The following is a 23,775-nucleotide window of genomic DNA, read 5'->3' as shown; positions in this document are numbered from 1 at the left end:
GTTAGCGGATGATGCCGCGTTGCGACTGCTCGACGAAATCGAGCAGCGCCTTCACGTGTGCGTCACCGTCGCCGCCCGCTTGCGCGAGTTCGGCGATCTGCATCTTCGCCTCTTCGAGCGACAGGCCGTTCTTGTACAGCACGCGATAGGCCGAACGCAGCGCCGAGATCGCATCGGGCGTAAAGCCGCGGCGGCGCAGCCCTTCGACGTTGATGCCATGCGGCACCGCCTTGTTGCCCGCGGCGACCACGAACGGCGGCACATCCTGCACGAGCGCCGATGCGCCGCCCACCATCGAGTGCGCACCGATGCGCACGAACTGATGCACGCCCGTCATGCCGCCGACGATCGCGAAATCGTCGACGATCACATGGCCCGCGAGTTGCGCGTTGCTCGACATGATCACATTGTTGCCGAGCCTGCAGTCGTGACCCACGTGCACATACGACATGATCCAGTTGTCGTCGCCGACGATCGTGACGCCGGTGTCCTGCACCGTGCCCGTATGAATCGACGTGAACTCGCGGATGGTATTGCGATTGCCGATCACGAGCTTCGTGGGCTCGCCCTTGTACTTCATGTCCTGCGGACGGCCGCCGATGATCGCGTAGTGGCCGATCATGTTGTCTTCGCCGATCGTCGTATGGCCTTCCAGCACACTGTGCGAGCCGATTTTGGTGCGTGCACCGATGGCGACGTTGGCCCCGATCACCGCGTACGGCCCGATCTCCGCCGATTCATCGACTTGCGCGCCGGTCTCGACGACCGCGGTGGGATGGATCCTGCTCATTCGTCCTGGCTCTCCATTCTGTTGCCGTGCTGGCGCGTCTTACTGCGCCGCGTCCATTTTCTTGACGGTGCACATGAGTTCCGCCTCGCAGGCGACAGCGCCTTCCACTTCGGCCTGCGCCTTGAACTTCCAGATGCCGCGCATGTAGCGCTCGAACGTCACGTTCAGGATGAGTTGATCGCCCGGTTCGACCACGCGCTTGAAGCGCGCGCCATCGATGCCGACGAAGTAGTACAGCGTGTTCTCGAAGTCCTGCTCCTCTTCCGAAAACGTGAGGAGCGCAGCGGTTTGCGCCAGGGCTTCGAGAATCATCACGCCAGGCATGACCGGGCGTTGGGGAAAATGGCCCTGGAAAAAGGGCTCATTGACGGTCACGTTCTTCAACGCCTTGATGCTCTTGTGCGGCACGATTTCGGTGACCCGGTCCACCATCAGGAACGGATAACGGTGCGGAAGCAGCGTGAGGATCTTGTGGATGTCGAAGTTGAGTTTTTCGATGTTCATGGTGTTTCTGCTCACGCTGGAATTGCGTGTGACTGTCGAATGCGATGTCCGAAGTGCCTTGCCGAAGCATGGCTCCCGCGGTGCCTCACGGCCCGCGCTTCTGGCGCAGTATGCGCCATGTGCGACACTTCGTGCATGCGGATTGCCCCGGGTCTCGCAGACCAGATCTCGCAACCGGGTCTCGCAGACCGGGACACATGGATAGGCACGCGCCCAAGGCTCGAGCGCTTCACGCCCGAGCCACGAACCTGCCTTACCTTGTTACGCGCCGCCTTGTGCCTTCTGGGCAGCGGCTTCGAGCGCCCTGATGCGATCGCGCAACTTGTCGATATTGCGCAGCAGCGCGGCGCTCTTGTTCCAGTCGGCGTGATCGACCGCCGGGAACGCGCTCGTGTAGATGCCAGCCTTGGGCAACGACTTCGAGACACCCGACTTCGCCGTGACGATAACGTAGTCGCCCAGCGTGACATGTCCCGCGATGCCAACTGCGCCGCCGATCATGCAATGGCGGCCGATCGTGGTGCTGCCCGCGATGCCCGCGCAACCCGCAATCACGGTGTATGCGCCCACCTTGCAGTTGTGACCGATCTGCACGAGGTTATCGATCTTGACGCACTCCTCGATGATCGTGTCGGCCATCGCGCCACGATCGATCGTGGTGTTCGCCCCGATCTCGACATCGGGGCCGATCGAGACGCCGCCCACTTGCGGAATCTTCACCCAGCTGCCCGTGCGTGCATCACCCTCGCCCGTGAAGTCGGGCGCAAAGCCAAAGCCGTCCGAGCCGATCACGGCGCCGGCGTGCACGATGGCGCGCGCGCCGATCCTGCAGCCGTGATAAACCGTCACGCCCGGATAGAAGTGCGAGCCCTCGCCCACCTGGGTGCCGCGGCCAATGAACACGTTGGCGTCCAGCCACACGTGCTCGCCGATCGTGGCACCCGCCTCCACCGTGACGTTCGGGCCGATCACCGCACTCGCGGCAATCTTTGCCGTGGCATCGACATGGGCGCTCGGGTGCACGCCCGCCTGCACCTTCGGTGCAGCCAGATCGATGAACGCCTGCGCCACGCGCGCGAAATAAGCATACGGATTGGGCGTGACGATGAAATTACGACCGTCGCGGGAAGCCAGTTTTTCGAGATCTTCCGGGCTGATCAGAACGGCGCCTGCGCGAGTCGTCTCGACCTGCGCCAGATACTTGGGGTTGGCGAGGAACGCCAGTTGTTGCGGACCCGCCTGATCGAGCGGCGCGAGCGAGCCGACACGTTGCGTCGGGTCGCCAACTACAGCGCCGCCGAAGCGCCCGGCGATGTCCTCAAGCGTAAAAGCCATGCGCGAGATGCTCCTGCCTCAATTGCTGCTGCCAGCGCCGCCAGACGCGAGCGCCTTCAGGACCTGGTCGGTGATGTCGATGCGCGGGCTCACGTACACCGCTTCCTGCACGATCAAATCGTAGTGCTGCTGCTCGGCGATCTGCTTGATCACCTTGTTCGCCCGATCCAGCACCGCCGCAAGCTCTTCATTGCGACGCTGGTTCAGATCTTCGCGAAACTCGCGCTGCTTGCGCTGGAAATCGCTGTCGAGCTGCGACAGATCGCGCTGCTTCTGCGCGCGATCGCCGGGCGACATGCCCGGCCCATTCTTGTCGAGGGAGTCCGACATGGACTTCAAGCGTTGCGCCATGTCCTGCAAGTCCTTGTCGCGCTTTGCGAACTCGGCTTCGAGCTTGGTTTGCGCGGCCTTCGCGGGGGCGGATTCGCGCAGGATGCGATCGGAGTTGACCGCCGCGATCTTCGCTTCCTGCGCATGGGCCGCGCCCGTGCCAACAGCGAGCATCGCCAGCGACAGCGTCAAGGCCCCGATCGTCCGTCTGGAAAACATACCCGTTAGCAAAGTTATCCTCTCGTTTCTGTAAATACCTGTTCCTGCGAGCCTCGTCAGAAGGCCGTGCCAATCTGGAACTGGAACTTCTGGTACTGATCGCCTTCGTGCTTGACGATCGGGAAGCCAAGGCTCAGCTTGAGCGGGCCGATCGGCGAAATCCACGCTAGACCCACACCGTACGCATAGCGCAGACCGTTCGCGCCCGTGCTGGTGTTGCCCTCGTCGCCCCAGACGTTACCGGCGTCGACGAATGTGAAGACGCGCAGCGTGCGATCGTAGCCCGTGCCGGGCAGCGGGAACGTGAGCTCGATGTTGCCGACCACCATCTTCGAACCGCCGATCGGGTCGTTAGTCTTGGCGTCGCGCGGACCCAGCGAGCTCGGCTCGTAGCCACGCACCGAACCGATACCGCCCGCGTAGTAGTTCTTGAAGATCGGGTACGGCTTGCCGTCGAGGCCCTTGCCGTAGCCGGCCTGGAAGTTCATGCCCAGCACGAAGCCGCGTGCGAACGAGTAATAGTACTGCGCCTGCACGTCGGTCTTGACGTAAGGCGTCGAGCCGACCGGCGTACCCCATTCAAAATTCGCCTGCGTAAAGTAGCCGCGGCTCGGAATCAGCGCACTGTCGCGCGCGTCGCGCGACCAGCCGATCGTGAACGGAATGTTGTTCGACACACGGCCGAAGTTTTTCACGTAATCGATGTAGCTCTGCGGCGTGTACGCGTCGGTGTCGAGCGTGTCCTGCTCGAAACCGAGGCCGAAGAAGACCGTGTCCACTTCCGAGAACGGAATGCCGAACTTCAGGTCAGCGCCCGTCGTGATGATCTTGAAGCTCGAATCGGTCGAGTAGTACAGCGGCTGGTACGTGCGGTAGTAGACGTCGGTAATGCGCTTGATGCCGTCCACCGTGAAGTACGGGTCCACCTGCGTGACAGCCAGCGTGCGGTACGTCTTCGCGGTGTTGATGTTCACCGAGAGGCTCGTGCCCGAGCCGAACACGTTGTCCTGCGAGACCCCGGCCGAGAGCACCACCTTGTCCGTGGACGAGAAGCCCGCGCCCAGCGTGATCGCGCCGGTCGGCTTTTCGGCCACCTTCACGTTCACGTCGACCTGGTCGGGCGTACCTTCCACCGGCACCGTGGTCACGTCGACATCGGTGAAGTAACCGAGACGGTTGATACGGTCCTTCGAAAGCGCGAGGCGGCTCGAATCGAACCACGAGCTTTCGAGCTGGCGCATTTCGCGGCGCACGACTTCGTCACGCGTGCGCGTGTTGCCGATCACGTTGATGCGGCGCACGTACACACGGCGGCTCGGGTCGATCTGCAGCGTGAGGTCGACCGTGTGGTCGGCCTGATTGATCTGCGGCAGCGCATTGACGGTGGCGAATGCGTAGCCGTATTCGCCGAGCTTGTCGACGATCGACTTGGTCGTAGCCTGCAGCTTCTCGGCCGAGAAGCGGTCGCCCGGCTTGATCTTGATGAGCTTGTTGAGCTCGGCCTCGCGGTCGAGCAGATTGCCCGCCAGGTGGATGCCCGAAACCTTGTAGGGCTCGCCTTCGTGGATCCCGATCGTCAGGTACATGTCCTTCTTGTCGGGCGAAATCGAAACCTGGGTCGAGTCGATGTTGAACTCGAGATAGCCGTGGTTCAGGTAGTACGAGCGCACGTTCTCGAGGTCGCCCGTGAGCTTTTCCTTCGAGTACAGGTCGTTCTTCGTGTACCACGAGAACCAGTTCGGCGTGGAGAGTTGCATCTCCGAGAGCAGCGTGCCGCTGCTATACGTCTTGTTGCCGATGAAGTTGATCTGCCGGATCTTCGCGCTCGGGCCTTCGACCACCGAGAACAGCAGGCCGACGCGGTTGCGGTCGATCGGGGTTACCGTGGTCGTGACTTCGGCGGCATAGAAGCCGCGCGTGAGGTACTGACGCTTGAGTTCCTGCTCGGCCTTGTCGACGAGCGCCTTGTCGTAATAGCGGCCTTGCGAGAGACCGACTGCGCGCAGCGCCTTCGTGAGGTTGTCCTTGTCGAACTCCTTGATGCCGGCGAAGTCGATCGTGCCGATGGCTGGCCGCTCCTGCACCTGCACGACCACGACACCGCCTTCGGTGCCGATGCGCACGTCGTTGAAGAAGCCCGTTGCATACAATGCGCGAATGGCATCGGATGCCTTGTCGTCGGTGAACGTATCGCCCTGCTTGATGGGCAAGTACGCGAACACCGTGCCCGGCTCGACGCGTTGCAGTCCTTCGATGCGGATGTCCTGTACCACGAAAGGCGTTGTCGCCGCGTGAGCGACCAGGCCATGCGCGGCAATCGCCGCAGCCGCAACCGTTTTTGGAACCAAGCGATGAGGTCTAAACAACGTGCTTCCCCAGTATGTATAGCTGCATCAGATCAGGCGGCCCGCCCTCGGACGCCGCCAGACATCTTTAAAAATGGATTAACCGAGCCAGATCGTTGAACAACGCGATCGCCGACAGCGCGACGATGCAGGCAAGTCCCGCGCGCTGCAGGACGAGCTGCCAGCGGTCCGAGACGGCTTTGCCCGTTACGGCTTCAACCGCATAATATAACAGATGCCCCCCATCCAATACCGGAATTGGGAGCAGGTTGAGTACGCCGAGGCTAATGCTGACAAGGGCGAGGAACGACAGGAAGGCGGACGGACCGAGTCTTGCGCTCTTGCCCGCATAGTCAGCAATCGTCACCGGGCCCGACAGATTTTTCAGAGACGCCTCGCCCGTGAGCATGCGGCCGAACATACGCAGCGAATAGATCGCGATATCCCACGTGCGGAACGCACCCAGCCGAACGCTCTCGATCGGCCCGTAGCGGACGTCCACAGTGGGCGCCTGGGCCGCAAGCGCCGCACCGATGCGCCCGACTTCCTCACCTGTTTCGCCGTCACGCTGCGCCATGGGCGTGATCATGAGCGTCAACGTCTGCCCTTGCCCGGACGCGCCGTTCTGCGCAACGTTTTGCGTATCACCACGCACGACGCGCACGTGCACAGGCTTGCCCGCGTGGGCCTTCACGTAGCCGATGAAAGTGCTTGCGCTGTCAACGGGGCGGCCATCGATCGCAACCAGGCGATCGCCTTTTTCCAGCCCCGCCTGCTGGGCAGCACTGCCCGCCTCCACGCCCGCGATCGTCAGTTTGGCTCCGCCGGCCTCGAGACCGAGCTTCGACATGAAGTCGTCGTCGAGATCTTTGCTGGTGAGGCGCGAGAGATCGAGGGGAAAGTCGTAGGTGCCGCCGCCGTCACGCGCGGAGAGCACCACGCGGTTTTGATCGAAGGCCGCGGACAGCAGCTTCCAGCGCAGATCGGCCCACGAGCGCACGGGCTCCGTGTCGCTGCCGTTCGCGTCGCTCACGGCGAGAATGGTCTCGCCGCCCTGGAAGCCGGCCTGCGCGGCGGCCGTCTGTGCCGGCGGCACGGCAACGATGGCGGTCGGCTCGGTCACGCCGCTCGCGAACACCGCTGCGAAGAGCACGATGGCAAGAATGAAATTGGCCAACGGCCCGGCAGCGACGATGGCGATGCGCTTGCCAACCGACTGCCGGTTGAACGCGTGCGGCAAATCTTCGGCGGGAATGTCCCCTTGCTTGTCCTGCAACTCGCGCTCGTCGAGCATCTTGACGTAGCCGCCGAGCGGCAGCGCCGAGATCGTCCATTCGGTCCCGCTCTTCTTGCTGACCCACTGCACGAGCGGCTTGCCGAAGCCGATCGAAAATCGCAAAACCTTGACGCCGCACAAGCGTGCAACGCTGTAGTGTCCATATTCGTGCACGACAACGAGTACGCCGATCGCCACGACAAAAGACACCAATTCGGTGAGCAGATTCATATGCGCCTCCTCTGCTGGAAGCAGCGCGCCAATGCGGGTCAACCTCGTTGGCGGGCCGATGGGTCTGCAAGCAGACCCTCACGCCTCCGCGGGCGGCCTGAGCACAGCCCGGGAGCGGCCCGAGCGAGGCTTCAGGCCGGCACCGGCAGGCTGTCGATGATCTTGAGCGCCGCGCGGCGCGCGGCTGCGTCGGCTTCGAGCACGACTTCGAGACTCGCGGCGCGGCGATTGTCCAGCGCGTTGAGCACGGCGTCGACCGTCTGCGCAATCGCCATGAAACCGATCCGGCGGTTGAGGAACGCCTCCACCGCGATTTCGTTGGCTGCGTTGAGCGTGGCGCTCGCCACGCCGCCCTCGGCCAGCGCCTTCATTGCCAGCGCAAGACACGGAAAACGTGCGTAGTCCGGCTTCTCGAAATTGAGCGTGGCCACCTGCGCGAGGTCGAGTTGCGCAACGCCCGAATCCACACGATCCGGGAACGCGAGCGCGTGCGCGATCGGCGTGCGCATGTCCGGGTTGCCCAGTTGCGCGAGCACCGAACCGTCCGCGTACGAGACCATCGAGTGGATCACGCTCTGCGGGTGGATCAGCACGTCGATGCGCTCGCCTGGCAGATCGAACAGATAATGCGCCTCGATGACTTCGAGGCCCTTGTTCATCATCGTGGCCGAGTCGACCGAAATCTTGCGGCCCATGGACCAGTTCGGGTGCTTGCACGCCTCGTCCGGCGTCACGTCGACGAGCGTGGCCGGCTCGCGCGTGCGGAACGGGCCGCCAGAAGCGGTCAGGATGATCGTCGTCACGCCGCCATGCTGCGTGCCTTCGGCGGGCAAACACTGGAACACGGCGTTGTGCTCGCTGTCCACCGGCAACAGCACCGCGCCGTTATCGCGCGCCGCATTCATGAAGATGTCGCCCGACATCACGAGCGCTTCCTTGTTTGCGAGCAGAATGCGCTTGCCGGCCTGCGCCGCCGCGAGGGTGGGCACGAGGCCCGCCGCGCCGACGATGGCGGCAACCACGGTGTCGCATCCATCGCTCTTCGCGACATCGGCGAGCGCCTGCGGCCCGTACGCCACAACCGTCTTCGAACCTGCCGCGCGCAGCTTGCGCTCGACCGCCGCGGCGGTATCGGCATCGCCGACTACGGCCACTTCGGGCGCGAAGCGCAGACATTGTTCGACGAGCTTGTCGCCGTTGCGGTGCGCGGTGAGCGCGTAGACGGAGAACTGTTGCGGATGACGCGCAACCACGTCGAGCGTGCTGTCTCCGATCGAGCCCGTGGATCCGAGCAAGGTGAGTCGTTTTTGCATTTCCATTAGTCTCTAACCGAGCAGCAGCATGGCAAGCGGCAGGACCGGCAGCAGCGCGTCGATGCGATCGAGCACGCCGCCGTGGCCTGGCAAGAGGCCGCTCGAATCTTTTACGCCCGCCTGGCGCTTCGTCATCGACTCGAACAGATCGCCGATCACGCTGAACGCGACTAGTACGGTGAGCACGAAGAGCGCCCGGCCAAGGCCGAGGCGGGTCGCCAGCGCCGAATACAGGGTCGGCTCGAACGCGTGCAGCGTGAGCGCGGCGCCCGACACGGCCATCACGGCCACCCAGCCGCCCACGGCGCCTTCCCAGGTCTTGCCCGGACTGATCGCGGGCGCGAGCTTATGCTTTCCGAATGCCTTACCTGCAAAGTATGCGCCGATATCGGCAAGCCAGACGATCAGCAGCAGCGAGAGCACGAACGCCACGCCCACCGTGCGCGCCGCGACCAGCGCGTGCCAGCAGGCGCAGAAAATCACGAGCCCGGCGGCAAGCAGGAAGGCGCGCCAGACGCCGGCGCCGAGCGTCGGCTTGCGCACGAGCACGTAAGGGCCGGCGATGAGCCAGAAGATGCCGGCGGCCTGATAAAGCGGATGGGCCGACTCGAGCCGCTGGCTTGCGATGACAGCCAGCACGGCAATTGCCGCATAGACGATCGAGCCCGCTTTGCCGGCCTTGAGCAGGCGCGCCCACTCCCACGCGGCAAACAACACCACGACGCCGATCAGCACGCCAAACCAGGCAACCGGTGCGAACAGGGTGACCGGCAGGAGGATGGCCAGCAGGACGAGCGCCGTGATGACACGGGTCTTTAGCATGAAAGCGAGTCGGCGTTCTGGGATTGGTTTGCGAGCTGGGCGCTCGTGCGGCCAAAGCGGCGCTCACGTTCCGCGTAGGATCCGATCGCGCGATTGAGCGCATCGGCGTTGAAGTCCGGCCAGAACGTGTCGGTAAAATAAAATTCTGCGTACGCGAGTTGCCAGAGCAAGAAATTGCTCACACGCTGCTCGCCACCGGTGCGAATGAAGAGATCGGGCTCCGGCGCGTAGTTCATGGCCAGATGCTGGCCGATGGTGTCCTCGGTGACGGGCACCGGCTCGCCGGCCGCAGCGGCAGCCTCGACCAGTTTGCGGGTCGCCTGCATGATGTCCCAGCGGCCACCGTAATTCGCCGCGATGGTGAGCGTGAGCCGCGTGTTGCGCGCGGTCTTGGTTTCCGCGCGGCGAATCAGGTCCTGGATGCGCTCGTTGAACATCGACAGGTCGCCGACCACGCGCAGACGAATGCCGTTCGCATGAAGGCGCGCCACTTCGCGCTCTAGCGCGGTGACGAACAGGCGCATCAGGAACGACACTTCGTCGGTCGGACGCCGCCAGTTTTCCGAACTGAACGCGAACAGGGTGAGGTATTCGACGCCATTCTCGACGCAGGCCTCGACGACCGAACGCACGGCATCGACGCCGCGCGTATGGCCCGCGACGCGCGGCAAACGGCGTTGAGTTGCCCAACGGCCGTTGCCGTCCATGATGATCGCGATGTGGCGCGGCACGGCCGCCACGTCGGGCACGCGAACGGTTGAGCTGGTATAGGTCATGGCCGTCAGACTAAAACTACGGATACGGACAAAAGGGCAGGAGAACCCTGGCGGAGCTGAGAACCTGGCGGCCTCAGACCGTCATGATCTCCGCTTCCTTGGTCTGGACGAGCTTGTCGATCTCGGCAACGAAGCGGTCCGTCAGCTTCTGGACGTCGTCGCCAGCGCGGCGCTCGTCGTCTTCAGAGATTTCCTTGTCCTTCACGAGCTTCTTGAGCGTTTCGTTAGCGTCGCGGCGCAGGTTGCGCACGGCCACCTTGGCCGTCTCGCCTTCGCTCTTGACAACCTTGGTGAGCTCCTTGCGGCGCTCTTCGGTCAGCGCGGGCATCGGCACGCGGATCAGATCGCCGTGCGTAGCCGGGTTCAGGCCGAGATCCGACTCGCGGATCGCCTTTTCGATGACCTGCACCATCTTCTTTTCCCACGGCTGCACGCCGATCGTGCGAGCGTCCACGAGCGTGAGGTTCGCGACTTGCGAGATGGGCACGGGCGAGCCGTAGTAGTCGACCTGGATGTGATCGAGCAGACCGGTATGGGCACGGCCCGTACGGATTTTCGCCAGATCGCTCTTGAACGCTTCGATCGAGCGCTGCATTTTTTGCTCAGCGCCCTTCTTGATGTCAGCCACAGCCATTTTGATACCTCCGAACCTTCATTACGGAACGGGCCCGCCAGCGCGCTCGGGGGGCGGCGCGGCCCATGTTCGTTTCCCGTTTGAGACGAGAGTTTACACGTGGACGAGCGTGCCTTCGTCTTCGCCTTGAATGATGCGCTTGAGCGCGCCCGGCTTGACGATGGAAAAAACCCGGATGGGCAGCTTCTGGTCGCGGCACAGCGCAAACGCCGTCGCGTCCATCACCTGCAGATTGCGGCCGATTGCCTCATCGAAGCTGATCGTCGAGTAGCGCGTGGCCGAAGGATCCTTTTTCGGGTCCGCCGAGTAGACGCCGTCGACCTTGGTGGCCTTGAGCACGACTTCCGCGCCCACTTCCGCGCCGCGCAGCGCAGCGGCGGTGTCGGTGGTGAAGAACGGGTTGCCCGTGCCCGCCGCGAAGATCACGACCTTGCCCTCTTCGAGCTGGCGAATCGCACGCGGCCGAATATACGGCTCGACCACCTGGTCCATGCGCAGCGCCGATTGCACGCGCGCCTCGATGCCTGCGTGACGCATGGCGTCCTGCAGCGCGAGCGCGTTCATCATGGTGGCGAGCATGCCCATGTAGTCGGCCGTCGCGCGGTCCATGCCGGCTGCGCCGCCCGCGACGCCGCGAAAAATGTTGCCACCGCCGATCACGACCGCGAGCTGGGTGCCAAGCCGCACCACCTCGGCCACGTCCGCCACCATTCGTTCGATCGTGGCGCGGTTGATGCCGAAGGCATCGTCGCCCATCAGGGCTTCGCCGGAAAGTTTGAGCAGGACGCGTTTATAGGCGGGTGTGGGCATGGGGGTATCCAGGATCGCGCGCAAAGGGCAATAACTTGAAACTGTAGGGGTGAAATACGGCTTGGGGCAAGCGCCGCCAGAATAGCGAAGATTTGCGCCACGGGGCGCGGCGGGCGTCCGCCGCGCAAGGCGCCGCTACATCGGGCGTCGCTATGCTGCCCACCGCGGCGGAAACGCTCCGCCGCGGCTTGCTACGGTACTGCTTGATGCTGCTTGGTGCTTTTACTGCGGTACGGCTTGAAGCTTTACGGCTTGCGCGGCCTTTATTGCTGCTTTGCAGCAGCGACTTGTGCGGCCACCTCGGCGGCGAAGTCGTCCTGGCGCTTCTCGATGCCTTCGCCCACCACGAAGAGGGCGAACTTCTGCACCGTCGTGCCAGCAGCCTTGAGCATCTGCTCGATCGTCTGCTTGTCGTTCTTCACGAACGGCTGGTTCAGCAGCGACACTTCCTTCAGGTACTTCTGAACCGAACCTTCGACCATCTTCGCGACGATCTCAGCCGGCTTGCCCGATTCGGCAGCCTTCTGCTCGGCGATGCTGCGCTCCTTGGCGATCAGGTCGGCCGGCACGTCGTCCGACGACAGCGAGACCGGCTTCATGGCGGCAATGTGCATCGCGACGTCCTTGCCCACTTGCTCGTCGGCGCCCGTGTACTCGACCAGCACGCCAATGCGCGTGCCGTGCAGGTACGCAGCCAGCTTGTTGGCGGTTTCGAAACGCGCGAAACGGCGGATCGAGAGGTTTTCACCGATCTTGCCGACCAGCGCGAGGCGCACTGCGTCGACCGTCGAGCCGTCCAGCGGCAGCGCCGACAGCGCAGCGACGTCAGCCGGGTTCTGCGTAGCGACGAGCTCGGCGATCTGCTTCGCGAATGCGAGGAAGTCGTCGTTCTTCGCAACGAAGTCGGTTTCGCAGTTCAGTTCGACCACCGCGCCAGCGTTGGCACCGATGAACGACGAGATCACGCCTTCTGCCGTGACGCGCGAAGCTGCCTTGCTCGCCTTGTTGCCGAGCTTCACGCGCAGCAGTTCTTCAGCACGCGCGAGGTCGCCGTCGGCTTCCGTCAGCGCCTTCTTGCATTCCATCATCGGCGCGTCGGTCTTCGCGCGCAGTTCTGCCACCATGCTTGCGGTAATTGCCGCCATCATTCGCTCCTTGAATCTGTCTGGTACGCGCCAGCCGCATGATTCGATGCGGCCGACAGGAATTCGTTTCCGTAAATACCGTGCTGAAACGCTTTTTTACAGCTGCTTCTACAGGACTACGGTGCCGCCCATATGACGCGGCTTCGAACGCCACGGCTTAAAAAAAAGGGGCCTATGGAAGCCCCCTTTTCTTGCCGGACACGGGGCGGCTTACGCCTCCGGATTGACCTCGACGAACTCGTCGTCGCCTTCGTTGCCGCGCACGGCTGCAACCACTTCGTTGACCGCGCTGGCACGGCCTTCGAGGATCGCGTCAGCCACGCCTTGCGTGTAGAGCGCGACAGCCTTGCTGGCGTCGTCGTTACCCGGGATCACGTAGTCGATGCCTTCCGGCGAGTGGTTCGTGTCGACCACGGCGATGACGGGGATGCCCAGCTTGTTGGCTTCCGTCACGGCAATCTTGTGGTAGCCGACGTCGACCACGAAAATTGCGTCAGGAATGCCGCCCATGTCCTTCACGCCGCCGATCGACTTTTGCAGCTTGGCGATTTCGCGTTCGAACAGGAGCGCTTCCTTCTTGCTCATCTTCTCGAGCTCACCGGCTTCCACTGCTGCTTCCATGTCTTTCAGGCGCTTGATCGAAACCTTCAGCGTCTTGAAGTTGGTCAGCATGCCGCCGAGCCAACGTGCGTTCACAAACGGCATGCCAGCGCGCGCTGCCTCGTCGGCGATCGTGTCGCGCGATTGACGCTTCGTACCGACAAACAGGATCGTGCCACGGTTCGATGCCAGCTGACGCACGTACTTCAGTGCGTCGTTGTACATCGGCAGCGTCTTTTCGAGGTTGATGATGTGAATCTTGTTGCGATGACCGAAAATGAAGGGGGCCATCTTCGGGTTCCAGAAGCGCGTCTGGTGACCGAAGTGGACACCTGCTTCCAGCATTTGGCGCATGGTAACTGCCATGTTTCAATTCTCCGCTAGGGTTGGGTCTTAAGCCGGCTGCCGTATCGGTACGCCGCCCCGCTTACAGGGCTGACGCACCCGACACCCTGGGTGCACCGGCTCGCGATTTCGCTTTGTTACTGCCTTACTACTTAATGTTGTCGCCGTTATTTTTTGCCCGCGGCGACAGCAGGCATAATCGCGCTCCAAAACTTCCGCAACCGAAAGATACAGGAAGCGACTTAGCCGAAGAGTATAGCACGTAAAGCTGAGCGCACTCAAGCCAGCTATTACCCTCGGAACGAATGCGCCGGCGCGCGGCGCGCTCGGCCGCCCCCCTCAAAAGCCAACGATCGTCCGGATAAGGTGCGATAATTTGATATTCGACTGCATTTTCGGGCGCACACCATGGCCATTTCGATCAAGAACGAACACGACATCGCGCAGATGCGCGTCGCCTGCCGGCTGGCAAGCGAGGTGCTCGACTACATAACACCGTTCGTCGTGGCGGGTGTGACGACGGGCGAGCTCGACCGGCTCTGCCACGAATACATGACCAACGTGCAAGGTACGGTTCCGGCGCCGCTGAACTATCAGCCGCCGGGCTATCCGCCCTACCCGAAGGCCATCTGCACCTCGGTGAACGACGTGATTTGTCACGGTATTCCGGGCGACAAGGCGCTGAAGAACGGCGACACGCTCAATATGGACATCACGGTGATCAAGGACGGCTATTTCGGCGACACGAGCCGCATGTTCATCGTTGGCGAGGGGTCGATTCTCGCGAAGCGCCTCGTGCAGACGACCTATGAATGCATGTGGCTCGGCATCGACCAGGTGCGCCCGGGCGGCCATCTGGGCGACATCGGCCATGCCATCCAGCGCTACGCCGAAGCGCAAGGCTACAGCGTCGTGCGCGAGTATTGCGGCCACGGCATCGGCACGGTGTTCCACGACGAGCCGCAGGTGCTCCACTATGGCCGCGCCGGCACGGGCGTCGAGCTGCTGCCGGGCATGATCTTCACCATCGAACCGATGATCAACGCCGGGCGCCGCGAGATCCGCACCATGCCGGACCAGTGGACCGTCAAGACCAAGGACCGCAGCCTCTCGGCGCAATGGGAGCACACTGTGCTCGTGACCGAGACCGGCTACGAAGTGCTGACGGTTTCGGCGGGCACGCCAGCCAAGCCTGCCATCGTTGCGCAGATGGCCGGTTCGGCCGCCTGATTGCAAGGCGCGCGCTGGGGGCGATCGCAACAGCAGGCGGCACAATGCAGTTCTGTAAGCAGGCTTCACCCAGGCATCATTCAGGCATACCCCGGACATAAATCAGGCTTAACCCGGCATCGCCCCCCCGCCCGCACGGTCCACCGCCCGGCAGTCCGCGCGTGGGCGCCGGGCATTCTCCAACCCGCGCCAACTGTACCGAAGCCCATGAGCGTTCCCGCCGTCGCCGCACCCGATACGTCGTCGCTGAAGTCCGACTACAAGGCCGCCAAGGCCCAGTTGCTCGAACGGTTCAGGAGCGCATCCAATGTCGACTCGCTGATGCGCGCGCTCGCCCGCGCCACCGACGACACCCTGCGCCGCGCATGGAGCCTGTGCGAGCTGCCGGCCTCGCTCGCGCTCGTGGCCGTGGGCGGCTTCGGGCGCGGCGAACTCGCGCCGTACTCCGACGTCGACATCCTCGTGCTGCTGCCTGACGATGAAGCGCTCGCACCGCTCGAATCCCGCCTCGAGCACTTCATCGGCCTCGCGTGGGACCTCGGCCTCGAAATCGGCAGCAGTGTGCGCAGCGTCTCGCAATGCCTTGAAGAAGCCGCCGGCGACGTGACGGTGCGCACATCGCTGCTCGAAGCGCGCCGCATCACGGGCAGCCCGACGCTGTTCGGCGATTTTGTCCAGCGCTACCGCGACGCCATGGATCCGCGCGCATTCTTCCAGGCCAAGGTGCTGGAAATGCGCCAGCGTCATGGGCGCTTCCAGGACACGCCCTATGCGCTGGAGCCGAACGTCAAGGAAAGCCCCGGCGGCTTGCGCGACCTGCAACTGATCCTGTGGGTCACCGAAGCGGCAGCCTTTGGCAGCAGCTGGAAAGAACTCGATCAGCGCGGGCTCATCACGGAGCGCGAAGCGCGCGAGTTGCGCCGCAACGAGGCGTTCCTGAAAACCCTGCGTGCGCGCCTGCACGTAATCGCCGGCCGCCGCCAGGACATCCTCGTGTTCGATCTGCAGACGAGCGTGGCGGAAAGCTTCGGCTACTCGGCCAGCGCGGCGCGGCGCGCGAGCGAGCAGCTCATGCGCCGCTACTACTGGGCGGCCAAGGCGGTCACGCAGCTTGCGACCATCCTCATCCAGAACATCGAGGCGCAACTCTTCCCGAGCACGAGCGGCATCACGCGTACCCTCTCGGATCATTTCGTCGAAAAACAGGGCATGATTGAAATCGTGACCGACGACGTGTTCGAGCGCGAACCGCATGCGATCCTCGAAGCCTTCCTGCTTTACGAACAGGTGCCTGGCGTGAAGGGCCTCTCGGCGCGCACCTTGCGGGCGCTGTACAACGCCCGCGAGAAGATGGATCAGCACTGGCGCCGCGACCCGGAAAACCGCCGCCTCTTCATGGCGATCATGAAGGAGCCCGCAGGCATTACGCATGCCATCCGGCTGATGAACCAGACGAGCGTGCTGGGGCGCTATCTGCTGAATTTCAGGCGCATCGTCGGGCAGATGCAGCACGACCTCTATCATGTCTACACGGTCGATCAGCACATCCTGATGGTGCTGCGCAATATCCGGCGCTTCGCCGTGGCCGAGCACGCGCACGAGTACCCGTTCTGCAGCCAGTTGATCGCCGATTTCGAGCGGCCCTGGGTGCTTTACGTGGCGGCGCTGTTCCACGACATCGCCAAGGGGCGCGGCGGCGACCATTCGCAGCTCGGCATGGCCGACGCGCGGCGATTCTGCCGCGAGCATGGCATCGCCAGCGAAGACTCCGACCTGATCGTCTGGCTCGTTCAACAGCACCTGACCATGAGCCAGGTCGCCCAGAAGCAGGACACGAGCGATCCCGAAGTGGTGAAGCGCTTTGCCGATCTGGTGGGCTCCAAGCGCCGGCTGTCGGCGCTCTATCTGCTGACGGTGGCCGATATCCGCGGAACCAGCCCGAAGGTATGGAACAACTGGAAGGGCAAGCTGCTCGAGGATCTCTACCGCTCGACGAGCGCCGTGCTCGGCGGCGCCCAGCCCGACGCGCACTCGGAGCTCAAGACGCGCCAGGAACTGGCGCTCGCGCTGCTACGCCTCGAAACCGTGCCGGAGAACGCGCATCGCGCGCTGTGGGACAAGCTCGATGTGGGCTATTTCCTGCGCCACGACGCCGCCGACATCGCGTGGCAAACGCGTGTGCTCTACCGCTACGTGGAAACGCCCTCGCCCGTCGTGCGCGCTCGGCCCTCACCCGTGGGCGAAGCGCTGCAAGTGCTGGTCTATGCGAAGGACCGGCCGGACCTGTTCGCCACCATGTGCGCCTACTTCGACCGCAGCGGCCTGTCCGTGCTCGATGCGCGCGTGAGTACGACGCGCCACGGTTACGCGCTCGACAACTTCATCGTCGCCCACCCCGAAGGCGACGTGCATTACCGCGATATTGCGAATCTGGTCGAGCAGGAACTCGCCCAGCGCCTCGCGGCGTCCGGCAATCCGCTGCCGGAGCCGTCGAAGGGACGGCTCTCGCGCCTGTCGCGCACCTTCCCGGTCACGCCGCGCGTCGACCTGCGGGCCGACGAGCGCGACCAGTACTACATCCTGTCCGTGTCGGCGAACGACCGGCTGGGCCTTCTTTATTCCATCGCGCGCGTGCTCGCCGAGCACCGCATCGGCGTCCAGGCGGCGCGGATCAATACGCTTGGCGAGCGCGTGGAGGACGTGTTTCTGCTCGACGGGTCGGGTCTGTCCGACAACCGCCAGCAGATCCGCGTCGAAACCGAACTGCTGCGCGCGATAGCAGTGTGAAAGTAACATCGAAAGACGTAGAACCATGCGAGCCAAACTGACAGCCAAACATCCGCGCCCGGCCACGCCCGAACGCGCCCCCGTGCGCCGCGGCAGCACGACCGCCCGCAAGCCGGTGCGCTCAGACGAGGCGCGGCCGGCTGAAGGACGGCCCGCACAAGCGCGCCCGTCCATGGCAAAACCCGGCGGGAAGCCCATGTCCGGGAAGCCAGCGACCGCGCGCGAGCGCGACACGTCGAACCGGCCCGCGCGCGCGCGCGCGAAGGCGGCGGCCCGGCGACGAGCGCCGCCGCCGCGACGCGGGCGACGCGCCACGCAGCGCCAAACCGTGGGGCCGCGACGTGCGGCCCGCGCGCGGACTGATGGCGATGAGCGCCCGTTCCCGCGCAATCGTGGCGAGGGCGACGAACACCGGCCGTTCCGGGCGCGTGATGAGGGCTCCTCCGAGCGCCGTTTTGAACGTAGCGGCAGCGACGAAGGGCGCAGGCCGTTCCGCCCGCGCGAGGAAGGCGGTGAGCAGCGCCGTTTCGAGCGCAGCGGCAATAACGAAGGACGCCGCCCGTTCCGCCCGCGCGAGGAAGGTGGCGAGCAGCGCCGCTTCGAGCGCAGCGGCAATAGCGAAGGACGCCGTCCGTCCCGCCCGCGCGAGGAAGGTGGCGAGCAGCGCCGCTTCGAGCGCAGCGGCAATAGCGAAGGACGCCGCCCGTCCCGCCCGCGCGAGGAAGGTGGCGAGCAGCGCCGCTTCGAGCGCAGCGGCAATAGCGAAGGACGCCGCCCGTCCCGCCCGCGCGAGGAAGGTGGCGAGCAGCGCCGCTTCGAGCGCAGCGGCAATAGCGAAGGACGCCGCCCGTTCCGCCCGCGCGAGGAAGGTGGCGAGCAGCGCCGTTTCGAGCGCAGCGGCAATAACGAAGGACGTCGCCCGTCCCGCCCGCGCGAGGAGGGCGCCGAACGCCGCTTCGAACGTAGCGGCAGCGACGAAGGTCGCCGCCCGTTCCGTGCACGCGAAGAAAACGATCGCCGCGCACCGGGTGCCGCACCACGTGGCGATCGCCCCGCATTTCGCCGCGACCAAGGCTCCGACGAACGCCGCCCGCGTGACGAACGAGGCTTCGCGCGCCCCGTGAAAGCCTCCTGGGACAACGCAAACGAGCGCGGCAGCAGCGCCCCGCGCCCACGCAGCCGCAACGAAGGCGAATCGTTCGCGCCGCGTGAGCGCAAACCCTTGGCGAAGGGCTCCGACCACGCACCGCGCCGCGCACCAGCCGCGGGCGACCACACTGCTCCGCAACGCACCGCGCGCGTGGAAATCGATGGCGACAATACCCTGCGCCTGTCCAAGCGCATGTCGGAGCTGGGCCTGTGCTCACGCCGCGAAGCCGACGAATGGATCGAAAAGGGCTGGGTCTATGTGGACGGCGAAGTCGTCGACACGCTAGGCGCCAAGGTCACGCCGCAACAGCGCATCGAAGTCGACCCGGCCGCGCTCGCCGCACAGGCACGTCAGGTGACGATCCTGCTGCACAAGCCGGTGGGCTACGTCTCGGGCCAGGCCGAGGACGGCTATGAGCCGGCGGCCACGCTCGTGACGGCCGAAAATCACTGGGACGGCGATCACTCGGGCATCCGCTTTTCGGCAAAACACCTGCGGACGCTCGCGCCGGCGGGCCGCCTTGACATCGACTCGACCGGCCTGCTCGTGCTGACCCAGGACGGCCGCGTGGCAAAGCAATTGATCGGCGAGAGCTCCGACATCGACAAGGAATACCTCGTGCGCGTGACCTATGGCGACATCGAGATGGAAGTCGACCAGCACTTCCCGCCCGAGTTGCTGGCGAAGCTGCGCCACGGCCTCTCGCTCGACGACGTGCCGCTCAAGCCCGCCATGGTGAGCTGGCAAAACGGCGAGCAATTGCGCTTCGTGCTGCGCGAAGGCAAGAAGCGCCAGATCCGCCGCATGTGCGAACTCGTTGGACTGAAAGTGGTGGGCCTCAAGCGCGTGCGCATGGGCCGCGTGCTGCTAGGTGCACTGCCGCAGGGGCAGTGGCGCTATCTGTCGGCGGACGAGGCGTTCTGAGCACCGCAAGTTGATGCCAGTCGCAGCAAATAAAACGGGAGCCGCGGCTCCCGTTTTTTTCATGCGCACCGCTTGTTCGCACACCCGACCTTAATCGTCGCTCTTCGGGTCGAGATCGGGGAACAGGATGTCGGTGAAACCGAACTTCGAGAAGTCGGTGATCCGCATGGGGTACAGCTTGCCGATCAGATGATCGCATTCGTGCTGGACCACGCGCGCGTGAAAGCCTTCCGCCACGCGCTCGATGGAGTTGCCGTACTGGTCGAAGCCGTTGTAGCGGATCATCGAATAGCGGCTCACCGCGCCGCGCAGGCCGGGCACCGAAAGGCAGCCCTCCCAGCCCTCTTCCATGTCGTGCGACAGCGGATGGATGACGGGGTTGATTAACACGGTTTGCGGCACCGGCGGCGCTTCCGGATAGCGCTCGTTGTCTTCGAAGCCGAAGATCACGACCTGCAGATCGACGCCGATCTGCGGCGCGGCGAGCCCTGCCCCGTTAGCCGCATGCATCGTGTCGAACATGTCGGCAATCAGCTCGTGCAATTCGGGCGTGTCGAAATGGTCGACCGGTCTGGCGATGCCGAGCAGGCGCGGATCACCCATTCTGAGAATTTCGCGAATCATGTCGTGTGCCCCCCCAAGAGCTTGTGCAACCCTTCTTCGTCGAGCACCGGCACGCCGAGTTCCTCGGCTTTCGCAAGCTTGCTGCCTGCTTCGGCGCCCGCCACCACGTAATCGGTCTTCTTCGACACCGAGCCAGCCACCTTCGCGCCGGCCGCTTCCAGCATTTCTTTCGCTTCATCGCGCGTGAGCGTGGGCAGCGTGCCGGTGAGCACCACCGTCTTGCCCGCCAGCACCCCCACGGGCGCTTTCGGCGCGGGAGGACCGTCCGCCCATCTGACCTTGCCCGGTGCGCGCAGTTGCTCGATTACGGTGCGGTTATGTTCTTCCGCAAAGAACCGATGAATCGACTCGGCCACGATCGGCCCGACATCATTCACTTCGAGCAATTGCTCGATGGACGCGTCCATGATCGGGTCGAGCGAGCCGAAATGCTTGGCCAGATCCTTCGCCGTGGATTCACCCACGTGGCGAATCCCGAGCGCGTAAATGAAGCGCGCCAGCGTGGTGGACTTGGCCTTCTCGAGCGAATCCAGCAGATTCTGTGCCGACTTGTCCGCCATGCGGTCGAGCTCGGCCAGCGTGGAGAAGCCGAGATTGAACAGGTCGGCCGGCGTGCGCACGAGATTCTGGTCGACAAGCTGGTCGATGATCTTTTCCCCGAGACCGTCGATATCGAGCGCGCGGCGCTGCGCGAAATGCCATAGCGCCTGCTTGCGCTGCGCCGGACAAAAGAGGCCGCCAGTGCAGCGGGCGATCGCTTCGTCGGGCAGACGTTCGATGCTCGAACCGCACACCGGGCATTCGGTGGGCATCACGAACTCGCGCGCGTCCGCAGGGCGCCGCTCGGCGAGCGCGCTCACCACCTCGGGAATCACATCGCCCGCGCGGCGCACGATCACCGTGTCGCCGATGCGGATGTCCTTGCGACGCACTTCGTCTTCGTTGTGCAGCGTGGCGTTGGTGACGGTCGCGCCGCCCACGAACACGGGTTCGAGGCGCGCGACCGGCGTGATGGCGCCCGTGCGGCCCACTTGCACGTCGATGGCGACAACCTTCGTGAGCGCCTCCTGCGCCGGGAATTTGTGGGCGAGCGCAAAACGCGGCGCGCGCGAGACGAAGCCGAGCGTATCCTGCTCGTCGCGCCGGTTGACCTTGTAAACCACGCCGTCGATGTCGTAGGGAAGCGACTCACGCTTCTCGCCCACGGCGCGGAAAAATTCCAGCAGCCCCTGCGCGCCTTTCACGACCGCGCGCTCGCTATTCACGGGCAGGCCCATTTCGGCGTACCAGTCGAGCAGTTCGCTGTGCGTGGCGGGCATGGGCTCGCCTTCGAGCACGCCAATGCCGTAGGCGAAAAACGACAGCGGCCGCTGCGCGGTGATCTTCGAATCGAGCTGGCGCAGGCTGCCTGCCGCGGCATTGCGCGGGTTCGCGAACTCCTTGTGGCCCGCTTCGCGCTGACGCTCGTTCATGCGGTCGAAGTCGCGGCGGAACATCAGCACCTCGCCGCGCACGTCGAACACCTTCGGCACGCGCCGGCCTTTGAGCCGCAGCGGCAGCGAGCGGATCGTGCGCACGTTTTCGGTGACGTTCTCGCCCGTCGTGCCGTCGCCGCGCGTGGAAGCCTGCACGAACATACCGTCCACGTAGCGCAGCGAAATCGCCAGCCCGTCGAACTTGAGCTCGCACGCGTACTCGACCGGGTCGCCTTCGCCTTCGCCCTTGCCAAGTGCATCGGACACCCGCTTGTCGAAGGCGACGATGTCTTCGTCGGCAAAGCCATTGTTGAGCGAGAGCATCGGCACGTCGTGCACCACTTGCTCGAAGCCCGCTGCCGCCGCGCCGCCCACGCGCTGCGTGGGCGAATCGGGCGAGACGAGTTCCGGATGCCCGGACTCGATCTGCTGGAGCTCGCGGAACAGCTTGTCGTATTCCGCGTCGGGCAGCTCCGGCTGGTCGAGCACGTAGTACGCGTGATTGGCGCGCTCGAGTTCGGCGCGCAACCACGACGCGCGCTGCGCCGCAGTGGACTCTTCGGAAGGACGGGCGGGAGAACGGACCATGCTTGGGGCGGTTTCTTCTGAGTGATCTGGATTGTCAGATTATCTCAGGAAGCCACCGCCGTGGCATCGGCCGAGCGGCCAGCTTCGTGCGTCGCCGAACGGCCCGCGTTTGCAAGCTCGCGTTTGCGCCCCGCACAAAAAGCGCGGCGCCGTGATGGCGCCGCGCTTCTCGCAATGGCAAAGACTTAGCCCTTACTGGCTGAAGAGCCGCCGCGTGGCCGGCGAACCCGCCGGAATGCCGGCCTGCTCGAGCTTTGCGTAGAGCGTCATGAGCTGCTTGTCGATGGACTGCAGCACGGACTCCGGCAGCGGCCGGCGTTGATCGTCCACCACGCGGCCGCCGATGCGTTCCGCGAGCGAGCGAGCGTAATCGCACATCAGGCGGAACGGCAGGATGTCTTCGTCGGCCACCGGCACGTCGAGAACCAGGGTAATCATCTGGCCGCCCTTGTAGGTGAGATCGTCGCGCAGGAAGTTGGTGTCGCCGAATTGCAGCATGAACACCGGGCTCTGCTTCGAATCGAGCTTCACGAAACGCGTGCCATCGCGCGAAAGCAGCAAGCCGTCCTGGGCGGCCACCGCCTGCACGTAGTTCGCCGACCACGGCGCGCCGTCCGAGAGCACGTTGATCGACAGCTGGGCATCGCACTGCGCCGCGAAGCCGTCGAGCTCACGGGCCATCGCAACAGTTTCGGTCATATCGGGGAATTCGGGCAGGCCATCGAGCGCATCCGCGAACTGCTGGACGCCCGCGACGAACTCGGAGAACTCCAGTTCGTTGAGCGGACCGTTGCGATTCGCCAGCTGCGCGGCCGCGCGCAATTCCTCGTAGCGCACGCCGTTTTGCAGCAGTTCCCAACCATCGCCGCCTTCGGGCTTGCCTTCGATATGCACCGGCTTGCTGCCCGCGCGACGCAAACGCTGCGCAAGCGGAATCACGCGCTCGCCGGGCTGCGGCCCGCCGAGCCGGATCGGCACGATGCAGTCGATGCGCCGATCCACGATGGCGGGCGGCGCCGACGATATCGTCGTAGCGGCCGGCAGCACCGGCTCGACGCGATCGTCTTCCGCGCGCTTTTCGCCCTGCTTTTCATCATGCTTTTCGTCGCGCTTCTCATCCTTCGCGACATCAGCCGCGGGCTCGCCGTGCTCCGTTGAGGACGCAAGCGACTCGTCGGCCTCCTCAGCCTCGTCGCTCGAAAAGCCATTCGACGAAGTTCTCTCCGCCTGGATGTCCACCGGCGTATCCGCGGGCGCCACCGCGCCGAAGCCCGGCTCCATGCGCTCCTCGGCGGCGCTGCCGCCCGCGAGCGACGGCTCGCGTTTGGCCGGCGCGCGGGCTGGCTCGATGAACGGGCTCTGCTCGTTCAGGTCGTCGCGCAACGGCGCCTCGACCGCTTCCTCGGGCATCGGGCGCGGCATGCGCCGGCGCACTTTGGCGTTCTGCCACGCGTTGTACACCACTACGCCCCCGACGACCACGGCACCCGCGCCGATCAAACCGAGAGTCAACTGATCCATG

Annotated in this window: 20 protein-coding genes; 3 read left to right on the top strand and 17 right to left on the bottom strand. The window is 64.5% G+C overall.

All coding sequences use genetic code 11. From position 1 onward, the window contains the following. Position 1: 1 nt before the first annotated feature. From lpxA to rpsB, 13 genes are all read right to left on the bottom strand, one after another. A complete protein-coding gene (gene lpxA / locus P5W98_RS06665) occupies positions 2-790 on the bottom strand; it encodes an acyl-ACP--UDP-N-acetylglucosamine O-acyltransferase (RefSeq protein WP_421079415.1) in 789 nt (262 codons plus the stop codon). Between the two features lie 39 nt (positions 791-829). Then, complete coding sequence (fabZ, locus tag P5W98_RS06660; protein ID WP_421023855.1) at positions 830-1,294, bottom strand: 3-hydroxyacyl-ACP dehydratase FabZ; 465 nt, start codon at positions 1,292-1,294, stop codon at positions 830-832. A 261-nt stretch (positions 1,295-1,555) separates the two neighbouring features. Next, positions 1,556-2,629: a UDP-3-O-(3-hydroxymyristoyl)glucosamine N-acyltransferase gene (gene lpxD, locus P5W98_RS06655; RefSeq protein ID WP_421079414.1), complete on the bottom strand. Its 1,074-nt coding sequence runs from the start codon at positions 2,627-2,629 to the stop codon at positions 1,556-1,558. A gap of 18 nt (positions 2,630-2,647) precedes the next feature. Further along, positions 2,648-3,190 carry an OmpH family outer membrane protein gene (locus P5W98_RS06650; RefSeq protein WP_152617265.1) on the bottom strand — a complete coding sequence of 181 codons (543 nt, stop codon included), beginning with the start codon at positions 3,188-3,190 and terminating at the stop codon, positions 2,648-2,650. Positions 3,191-3,234: 44 nt separating this feature from the next. Continuing rightward, positions 3,235-5,544, bottom strand: a complete 2,310-nt coding sequence (bamA, locus tag P5W98_RS06645) for an outer membrane protein assembly factor BamA (RefSeq protein WP_421079413.1) — start codon at positions 5,542-5,544, stop codon at positions 3,235-3,237. Positions 5,545-5,611: 67 nt separating this feature from the next. Then, complete coding sequence (gene rseP, locus P5W98_RS06640) at positions 5,612-7,030, bottom strand: RIP metalloprotease RseP (RefSeq protein WP_421079412.1); 1,419 nt, start codon at positions 7,028-7,030, stop codon at positions 5,612-5,614. Between the two features lie 131 nt (positions 7,031-7,161). After that, positions 7,162-8,343: a 1-deoxy-D-xylulose-5-phosphate reductoisomerase gene (locus tag P5W98_RS06635; protein WP_434718490.1), complete on the bottom strand. Its 1,182-nt coding sequence runs from the start codon at positions 8,341-8,343 to the stop codon at positions 7,162-7,164. Positions 8,344-8,355: 12 nt separating this feature from the next. Further along, positions 8,356-9,165: a phosphatidate cytidylyltransferase gene (locus tag P5W98_RS06630; RefSeq protein WP_421079410.1), complete on the bottom strand. Its 810-nt coding sequence runs from the start codon at positions 9,163-9,165 to the stop codon at positions 8,356-8,358. Next, positions 9,159-9,941, bottom strand: coding sequence for a polyprenyl diphosphate synthase (gene uppS, locus P5W98_RS06625; protein ID WP_421079409.1), 783 nt, complete (start codon positions 9,939-9,941; stop codon positions 9,159-9,161). The genes P5W98_RS06630 and uppS overlap by 7 nt, the downstream gene beginning before the upstream one ends. Positions 9,942-10,014: 73 nt before the next feature. Beyond that, positions 10,015-10,575, bottom strand: a complete 561-nt coding sequence (gene frr, locus P5W98_RS06620) for a ribosome recycling factor (protein WP_421023848.1) — start codon at positions 10,573-10,575, stop codon at positions 10,015-10,017. A gap of 93 nt (positions 10,576-10,668) precedes the next feature. After that, positions 10,669-11,385, bottom strand: a complete 717-nt coding sequence (gene pyrH / locus P5W98_RS06615; protein ID WP_035531856.1) for a UMP kinase — start codon at positions 11,383-11,385, stop codon at positions 10,669-10,671. A gap of 263 nt (positions 11,386-11,648) precedes the next feature. Beyond that, positions 11,649-12,530 (bottom strand): translation elongation factor Ts, encoded by an 882-nt coding sequence (gene tsf / locus P5W98_RS06610; protein WP_421023847.1) that lies wholly within the window; start codon positions 12,528-12,530, stop codon positions 11,649-11,651. A 210-nt stretch (positions 12,531-12,740) separates the two neighbouring features. Further along, the gene (rpsB, locus tag P5W98_RS06605) at positions 12,741-13,496 is read right to left on the bottom strand and encodes a 30S ribosomal protein S2 (protein ID WP_035531861.1); all 756 of its coding nucleotides are present in this window, start codon (positions 13,494-13,496) and stop codon (positions 12,741-12,743) included. A 387-nt stretch (positions 13,497-13,883) separates the two neighbouring features. Between rpsB and map the strand changes: the two genes are divergently transcribed. Continuing rightward, positions 13,884-14,705 (top strand): type I methionyl aminopeptidase, encoded by an 822-nt coding sequence (gene map / locus P5W98_RS06600; RefSeq protein ID WP_421023846.1) that lies wholly within the window; start codon positions 13,884-13,886, stop codon positions 14,703-14,705. A gap of 207 nt (positions 14,706-14,912) precedes the next feature. Beyond that, the gene (locus P5W98_RS06595; RefSeq protein WP_421079408.1) at positions 14,913-17,492 is read left to right on the top strand and encodes a [protein-PII] uridylyltransferase; all 2,580 of its coding nucleotides are present in this window, start codon (positions 14,913-14,915) and stop codon (positions 17,490-17,492) included. A 121-nt stretch (positions 17,493-17,613) separates the two neighbouring features. Here P5W98_RS06595 and P5W98_RS06590 read toward each other — a convergent pair whose 3' ends face one another. Then, positions 17,614-18,564 (bottom strand): hypothetical protein, encoded by a 951-nt coding sequence (locus P5W98_RS06590; RefSeq protein ID WP_434718489.1) that lies wholly within the window; start codon positions 18,562-18,564, stop codon positions 17,614-17,616. 48 nt (positions 18,565-18,612) lie between these two features. Here P5W98_RS06590 and P5W98_RS06585 point away from each other — a divergent pair, with 48 nt between their 5' ends. Further along, positions 18,613-19,566: a pseudouridine synthase gene (locus tag P5W98_RS06585; protein ID WP_434718488.1), complete on the top strand. Its 954-nt coding sequence runs from the start codon at positions 18,613-18,615 to the stop codon at positions 19,564-19,566. 90 nt (positions 19,567-19,656) lie between these two features. Here the strand turns inward: P5W98_RS06585 and def are convergent, their stop codons facing one another. The 3 genes from def to P5W98_RS06570 form a co-directional block, all read right to left on the bottom strand. Then, complete coding sequence (gene def, locus P5W98_RS06580; RefSeq protein ID WP_213295933.1) at positions 19,657-20,190, bottom strand: peptide deformylase; 534 nt, start codon at positions 20,188-20,190, stop codon at positions 19,657-19,659. Next, entirely contained in the window at positions 20,187-22,253 is a 2,067-nt protein-coding gene (ligA, locus tag P5W98_RS06575; RefSeq protein WP_421079406.1) for an NAD-dependent DNA ligase LigA, read from the bottom strand. The genes def and ligA overlap by 4 nt, the downstream gene beginning before the upstream one ends. Positions 22,254-22,445: 192 nt before the next feature. After that, positions 22,446-23,774, bottom strand: coding sequence for a cell division protein ZipA C-terminal FtsZ-binding domain-containing protein (locus tag P5W98_RS06570; RefSeq protein ID WP_421023840.1), 1,329 nt, complete (start codon positions 23,772-23,774; stop codon positions 22,446-22,448). Position 23,775: the final 1 nt, after the last annotated feature.

Source organism: Paraburkholderia sp. A1BS-2L, assembly GCF_051125205.1.
Taxonomy (GTDB): Bacteria; Pseudomonadota; Gammaproteobacteria; order Burkholderiales; family Burkholderiaceae; genus Paraburkholderia.
The sequence above is the reverse complement of the archived record's forward strand: the minus strand, read 5'-3'. Positions and strand labels throughout refer to the sequence as shown.